The organism is Agrobacterium sp. (genome assembly GCF_032092815.1).
GTDB lineage: Bacteria > Pseudomonadota > Alphaproteobacteria > Rhizobiales > Rhizobiaceae > Agrobacterium.
The window spans coordinates 1-6,739 of the sequence record NZ_DAMDBP010000013.1 but is presented as its reverse complement, the minus strand read 5'-3'; the positions used below and the strand labels follow the sequence as shown (position 1 = coordinate 6,739).

6 protein-coding genes and 2 pseudogenes are annotated in these 6,739 nt (G+C 47.6%); 3 read left to right on the top strand and 5 right to left on the bottom strand.

The genetic code is table 11. From position 1 onward, the window contains the following. The 3 genes and pseudogenes from RT613_RS09905 to RT613_RS09895 form a co-directional block, all read left to right on the top strand. Positions 1–227, top strand: a pseudogene (locus tag RT613_RS09905) (hypothetical protein); the annotation flags it as partial. Between the two features lie 88 nt (positions 228–315). After that, positions 316–1,779 carry a hypothetical protein gene (locus tag RT613_RS09900; protein ID WP_313614969.1) on the top strand — a complete coding sequence of 488 codons (1,464 nt, stop codon included), beginning with the start codon at positions 316–318 and terminating at the stop codon, positions 1,777–1,779. Positions 1,780–1,827: 48 nt separating this feature from the next. Further along, positions 1,828–2,739 carry a glycosyltransferase gene (locus tag RT613_RS09895; protein ID WP_313614967.1) on the top strand — a complete coding sequence of 304 codons (912 nt, stop codon included), beginning with the start codon at positions 1,828–1,830 and terminating at the stop codon, positions 2,737–2,739. A gap of 746 nt (positions 2,740–3,485) precedes the next feature. Here RT613_RS09895 and RT613_RS09890 read toward each other — a convergent pair. From RT613_RS09890 to RT613_RS09870, 5 genes and pseudogenes are all read right to left on the bottom strand, one after another. After that, a complete protein-coding gene (locus RT613_RS09890) occupies positions 3,486–4,205 on the bottom strand; it encodes an SDR family NAD(P)-dependent oxidoreductase (protein WP_313614966.1) in 720 nt (239 codons plus the stop codon). A gap of 1 nt (position 4,206) precedes the next feature. Continuing rightward, entirely contained in the window at positions 4,207–5,517 is a 1,311-nt protein-coding gene (locus tag RT613_RS09885) for an AMP-binding protein (RefSeq protein ID WP_313614965.1), read from the bottom strand. Then, entirely contained in the window at positions 5,517–5,762 is a 246-nt protein-coding gene (locus tag RT613_RS09880; RefSeq protein WP_313614964.1) for an acyl carrier protein, read from the bottom strand. The genes RT613_RS09885 and RT613_RS09880 overlap by 1 nt, the downstream gene beginning before the upstream one ends. Before the next feature lie 13 nt (positions 5,763–5,775). Beyond that, complete coding sequence (locus RT613_RS09875; protein WP_313614962.1) at positions 5,776–6,171, bottom strand: acyltransferase; 396 nt, start codon at positions 6,169–6,171, stop codon at positions 5,776–5,778. Between the two features lie 487 nt (positions 6,172–6,658). Continuing rightward, positions 6,659–6,739: pseudogene (locus RT613_RS09870) on the bottom strand (IS5/IS1182 family transposase); the annotation flags it as partial.

Genomic DNA, 6,739 nt, shown 5'->3' with positions numbered 1-6,739 from the left:
GTCGAGGTGAAAATGGAGCTTACCAGGAAATCGTAGCCGATGCGACAACATCCATTCTACCACATGATCTCGTTGAGGTCGGTTTCGATTTGGCAGGGACTGGTAGTGCGGCTGCGTTTCAGCATTCATCCACCACCACCACCACCACCGAACCAACTGCGACAACAGGCATTCCTTCCGATATTGCCGATATCTCCCGACCGTTTGAGCGGAGAACAGCGCAATGATCCCACTACGTGATGAACATTTGACAATGCCGAACCCACCTGTCGTCCCTATTCACCGTAGCGGGATTGCCCGAAATATGGATACAGCATGACACTGGAACCCATTGGTTATCTGGTGTTTATGGTTGGCGTCATCGCTTTTTTCCGCGGGTCTCATCTGGCGATCACTGCCTTGTGTTTTATGACCTTGCTCGGGGCTGCGGCAGCATTACAATTACCAGCTCTCGGCGGCGGCAGCATTCAGCCAAGCCACCTGATGGTATTGTTCCTTGCACTTACCGTCCTGCGACGCCCAAATGAAATACAAGCCTCGATCCGGAGCCTCGCACCTCCTGCGGCAGGCTTCTGGTTTGCATTCTATGTGCTGTTTTCTGTTGCCTCAGCGATTTTCCTGCCACGCATATTTGCAGGAGCAACACTGGTTTATTCGTCAGCCAGGGATTCTCTTGGCAACATTTCCACGATCGCTATGCCGCTTGCCCCGGGTTCATCAAACATCACCCAAGCAGTCTACCTGCTTGGCGGGTTGGCGTGTTTTGCGATGATCAGCGGTTTTACTCTGCTTGGCCATGCCGAGTTTATCGCGAGACGACTGATTGCAACGGCAGCCTTATGTTTCCTATTCGCGGCTATTGATGCGAGTACGTTTTTTATCGGTTACCCCGAATTTCTCGACTTCATCCGAAACGCAAATTACACGATGCACACAGCCGAGACCTTGGGCGGTTTCAAGCGCATCGTCGGCTCATTCCCCGAAGCCAGTGCCTATAGTTCTGTGGCACTTGTATTTTTTGTATTCACACTGATGCTTTGGCTGGACAAATACCCAAGCAGATGGGTTGGTCCTCTCAGCTTGTTGCTTGGGATTAGCATCATCATGAGCACATCCACCACGGCCTATGCGGCGAGCGTCGTCATGTTCACGCTGATCGTTATTGTCTGCCTGAAACAGACAATCACCGGAGGGACTGTCGGCCGACACGCGCCATTTTTGATGGTGATGCTGGTGGGCATTCCATGCCTTATCATGGCATTGATGCTGCTTCCTGACGTCTGGAATGCTATCAGCGGGCTGGTGGATATCGCCGTTTCAGACAAGATGCAGTCGCAATCCGGTGAAGAACGCACATCCTGGAACAGATTGTCACTTATTTCCTTTCTTGAGACATCCACCTTCGGCGGTGGTCTTGGCACGGTGCGCGCATCAAGTTTCCTGTTTGCCTTGCTTTCAAATGTCGGTCTGATTGGTACGCTGCTTTTCACGATATTTTTCTACAGCATGGTCAAGCTGTATTGGAAACCGTCGAAAACCATTTCCTCCCAGCATCGGGCGATCGGCATGGCGGCGATCATGGCCTGCATTTCACAGGTGGTTTCTGCAACAGTGTCTGGAAGCAGCACGGATTTGGGATTGCTGTTCAGCATCATGGCCGCATTGGCAATCGGCTGCCTGTCTCCAGCATTTGCGCCAGTTTCCCGGCAATTGGAAATGGGTGTGTTTTACCCGTTTCCCAATATGAGCGCCAAAACACCGATCGGGCCAGTAGCATGATGATCTCATATTTTTCAGCAGTGATTTTAGAAACGTGAGGAAATACCCATGAATACGCAGTGTATCGTGTATGTTTCAGATGTGGAATATTCCTTCCCAACATTCCTATCGGCAATTCAGGCCCGTAAATTTGCCAATTCAAAAACGGATGTCTGCGTGTTGATGTCCGAGAAGATCGATAACTTCAAGGATTTGCAGGCGCTTCTTCAAGAAAAAGGTGTTGAACTCGTTGACGCCGCTGATGCCCTGACGGATTGCCTTGGGCATCTGAATGGCGAACATTTTCAAGGACGCATCAGCGTCAGCACAATGGCCAAACTCGTGCTGTGCGAGGTCCTTCCGAAACATTATACGCAGATCATCTATTTCGATGGCGACACACAGATCGTCAGCAGCCTCTATGCATTGGAAAGCACATTTGTTCCGCAGGGACGATTTTTTGCCGCCCGTGATTACATGTCCATCCGTAAAATGCTTCTGGGTGGCGCAGACAGCCACTATTTCAATGCCGGTGTTTTGAAATTTCACCGTGATGGTTGGATAGGCCAGGAAGCCCTGGCACTGTTTGCGAGCAATCCGGATGCATGCGAAGGCAAACATGACCAGGGGGCTCTCAACTACGTGTGCGGACGCTCACTGACCCTGATCTCCAACCGTTGGAATTTCCCCAAGCAATTCCTTCATCTGGTGGATATGTCGTCACTGGCTCTGGTTCACTATATGGCGCATCCCAAACCATGGCACGGCACATTCTTCCCGTGGACCGAGAAGGAAAGCCGGGTCTACGTAGAGCTTCGTAAAGCCCACCCGCTTTTCGACGCACTCTATCGCGGCATCAGTCTGGATAGAACTTTGATGTACAAATACCGATCGGTCAGGGAAAAAATCGGCCACACCTTCTCAAGCGCAGTGCCAAACCCGCATGTGCAAGGATTACTCGTCGGGAACTACGCGGTGTGATTATAACAAATGTCGCAAATTAGCATCGCATCACCTATGATGTGTTTGTCATAGTGGTTGAGAAACCTCTGGCTTGGACCGTTGGACTTACAACGATACGAAATGGAGTTCATATGGATGAAAGCTCGTCATTATGCGTGCGACGGAACTGCGAGTACCGTTAAGCCATTTCAAATAAAGACCTGTGAAACTGCTTTAGGGTGACGTACATCGTGAACTACGTCATCCTCTATGTATTTTGCCAAAAAAGGTGGCGATCTTGAGAAAGCGCGCATCATGCTAGACCGTAATCATATATTGATATCTATCTCTCCCAAGTGCTCACTGTCGGACATCGAGGTTGCTCAGTTATCTAGTCGGGTATGTATGACGCAGAAGGACAGTATTAACCATTCAGTCATCCTACATTTCACTAGCAGCTTCTGAAAGACTATCAGACTATAGGATAGCTTCTATTCACGGTGACATTCAAACTGGGTCAATTACTTAAGCTAGCAGATTGTCGAAGACTTTGCACCATAGCTAAAGTTAACCGTATGGTGGAGCTGACACAATCGTAACCCAGAGTCAGTCAGCTAATGAAAAGCCGACTCCGCAACTGCATATTGTAATTTCGTTATGTCATTTACTACGCGCCGCGCATAGGCCAAACCGTCGCCATAGGATATAAATACTTTCCAATCATACGTTCACAAACTACAAAATAGCTCTATACAATTGAGGCGGATCAAAGGGTAGAGGTCTATCTACGCCGTACTTCCACCGTCGACTGTCAGAACCGTCCCTGTAACTGCGGCCGCACTATCAGACAACAGGTAGCTGACCGCGGCCGCCACTTGCTTCGGATGGGGAAGTCCTAACGGTGCGCGACGACGTACTGACTCCAATTTGTCGCCTGCTAGTGATGCCGTCATTTCGGTTTCCATATATCCTGGTGCGACACAATTCACTGTCACTCGCAGTTTTCCCGCTTCTCGCGACAGTGATCGCGTAAAACCTTCAAGACCTGCTTTGGTCGCACCATATACTGCTAAGCCATGAAATCCGGTACTCGCAATAATAGAACTTATATTAATGATACGACCCTCTTTCTTTGCAAGCATCGAACGCATTATATATTTTGTGAGGATCATAGGCCCGAGCAAATTGGTCGCGACGATTTGTTGGATGTCCGTGCGGTGCATAGTTGCAAGTATTCCGTCCGTTCCAATTCCAGCGTTATTTACAAGTCCGTAAATACGCCCTTCCTCTTTCACAATTTCTCGTCCAAACCTCTCAACCTCTTCAAGGTTGCTTACATCAAGTCTTCGATACGTAAAACGATCAGAAAAATCCGCCACGACTTCCTTGAGTGCTGTTGACTCTGTCCGGCTTGTACCGATTACGTAGTAGCCCTCATGTAAAAGAATCTGAACTATCGCCAATCCAAGACCACGCGATGCACCAGTCACGATTATTTTCTTCATATTACACCACTCTACTAATTTTTCCGGCGGGGGAAGAATTAATCTGTTCGACAATTCGTATTGTTGCGGGTTGAGCCTCTCGTTGGAGTCTGTCTTTACACCATTGTCTTATGTCACGCCTTGCTTCTGCTTCAATTGCGCCAGGAATGAGTGCCAGTGTTAAAACAAGAACTGAACCACTAAACGAATTTGTTTTTGCCTCAATGTAGCACTCAGAAACGTCTGGATGTGATCGGATAACTGCCTCAACGTCCTCGATCTGAATTTTCACACCACCAATATTTACCAGAGAGCTTTCACGACCAAGGAAAAAGACTCGCTCGGACGTAACATTCACTCTATCGCCGGTACACACAAATCCATCAGCGTCACGCTCGATGTGATTTGCAAATATTGTGGATCTCGCATCAGCGGGTTTCGCCCAAAGAACACCATCAATCACTTTGAGGTCAATTCCAGTTACCCCTTGCAAAAACGCACTCGGGAAGCCAGCCAGCCCATCATGAACAGCAAAACCAACGCCAATTTCTGTGGAGGCATATATATGACTAATCCGCGCTTGCGGCTGAGCATGACTAAGGCCGGCTAGAAGATTCGAGTCAGCGATCTCACCTCCAACTGTCAATTGACGTAACTGCAATTCAGCAAATCTTGGAGACATTAACATCTTTCTCCATAGAGTTGGAGTCGCCGAAAGATGTGTGCAGCCCGTCGCCGCAAAGTAGCTTACCTTCTCTCCCAGCGACCATTCTCCAGGCGTGGCAAGCAAAACGCCTCCACCGATTAATGCCTGAAACAGAACCTGCATTCCCGCGAATCGCGATGCTTCAAACAACAACCCCCATCTGGCATCAAATAAACTTGCTCCAGATTTGGTTGATGCTGAAATCGAATGAAATGTGTGCTGAACAACTTTAGGAACTCCAGTAGTTCCAGATGTTGTAAGAAGCCAAGTTGTTTCATAGGTTGAGCTGCAATTCCATTTCGGAGGACTGGACTTGCTACCTGGGATATCTAGCCGGTCGCTATAAATCTCTTCACAGCTACACTGCCTCATCAGTTCAAAGACGGTGTCGACTGGTAGAGCTGGCGACAGGAGAAGGATACTTTCAGCACGTCCATCTGCAGCAGCCAATACCCTGATTAAGAATATCGATGAACTTGTCGAAACCGCGATTTTTCTACAAACTCGATCACTGCCATCAGCAGCCGCTAGGAAATCCTGAATCAATAACTCAGCATCACCTTCACGAACAAGAAGGCTCTCAGTAGAGCCGCGACGATTATCCAGTACAGCCGAAACAAAAGTCATTATTTCGGCGCATACTTGACGTAAAAATCGGCAAACTCTCCGAACGTAACGGGATACACCGCTTCAGTAGCGACTGTGAACGGATCAAAGCCAAGTTCTTCATCAAGACGGGCCACAAACACCGCAAAACCCATACTATCGAGCCCAGTCTCTAGCAAAACCGTATCGTCCTCCAATTGAATTGGGTCGCTCCCGTGGTCTTCATTCCACATCTCGATAAAAATTGAGCGAATTTTTTCTTTCATTTCTTTCCTCAAATTAATTAACAGTCACTTCTAATGTAGAAATATCTTCTTTCTTTGCCCTAGTACCCCAAACTCCAGTGAGAATTCCTCTTTCGACAACTACTCCTGGGTTACCAATAACCACCGACCCGTCTGGAACATCCTTTAGCACAACAGCACCTGCTCCAATTATGCAATTATTACCGACACGCCGACCTGGCATAATAATCGATCTAGCGCCTATGAAACAGCACTCGCCTATGTAGGTATCGTAATGCTTGCGATTTACGAAGTCATGGGTAATTACAGCGGCACCAAATGCAAGCGCAGTGTTCTTACCGATATGAATTCCACTTGGGTTTGTTCTATCAAGCTTAACAGACAAGGATACGCGAGTATTTTCTCCGATATCCATTTTATACAGTTTCACATAGTACCACCTGACGGCACGAACAATTATCTTCTTGTGCAAAAGCGTTCTGGCTTTCGATATTATCGACATTAAATCCCCGAGCGATTAGCGCAGTGCAACATTTTTTGGAAGCTACATAAAAACACAATTATGTCTACACTAGGAAAAATTCAATTATTAAGACAAGGCATATATTGGAAACAGTGTGCACATCAAAAGAACGACGTCAAGTCGATGAGTGACCCGACTTTTTACATCTCGATTTTTTAATTCATCGTAATGGCGATGAACATATTTCACCAATTGCACTCCATTTCCAACATATCGTATCCCTCATTATAACGTAAGCTTTTGGATTCATGCCTTTGTATTATCTCCGGTGACCGGCGCGCTAGAACGCGGTCAAATTAGTTGACGAAATCAATATGCTCGTCTCGACAAATTTGAGACCGACAAGTTAACTGTATGCAAGTCAGTCATATAGCGGTGCCGAGCCAAGTATCTATTTGATACGATTAAATAACCTGGGCAAGATTGCGCTGGCGATAGACCCAGCGGCTGAAGCTGAAGGTCTGTTTGCGGTTGG

Coding starts and splice junctions, on each gene's coding strand:
- RT613_RS09900 (WP_313614969.1), top strand. CDS start 316: ATGACACTGGAACCCATTGGTTATCTGGTGTTTATGGTTGGCGTCATC.
- RT613_RS09895 (WP_313614967.1), top strand. CDS start 1,828: ATGAATACGCAGTGTATCGTGTATGTTTCAGATGTGGAATATTCCTTC.
- RT613_RS09890 (WP_313614966.1), bottom strand. CDS start 4,205: ATGAAGAAAATAATCGTGACTGGTGCATCGCGTGGTCTTGGATTGGCG.
- RT613_RS09885 (WP_313614965.1), bottom strand. CDS start 5,517: ATGACTTTTGTTTCGGCTGTACTGGATAATCGTCGCGGCTCTACTGAG.
- RT613_RS09880 (WP_313614964.1), bottom strand. CDS start 5,762: ATGAAAGAAAAAATTCGCTCAATTTTTATCGAGATGTGGAATGAAGAC.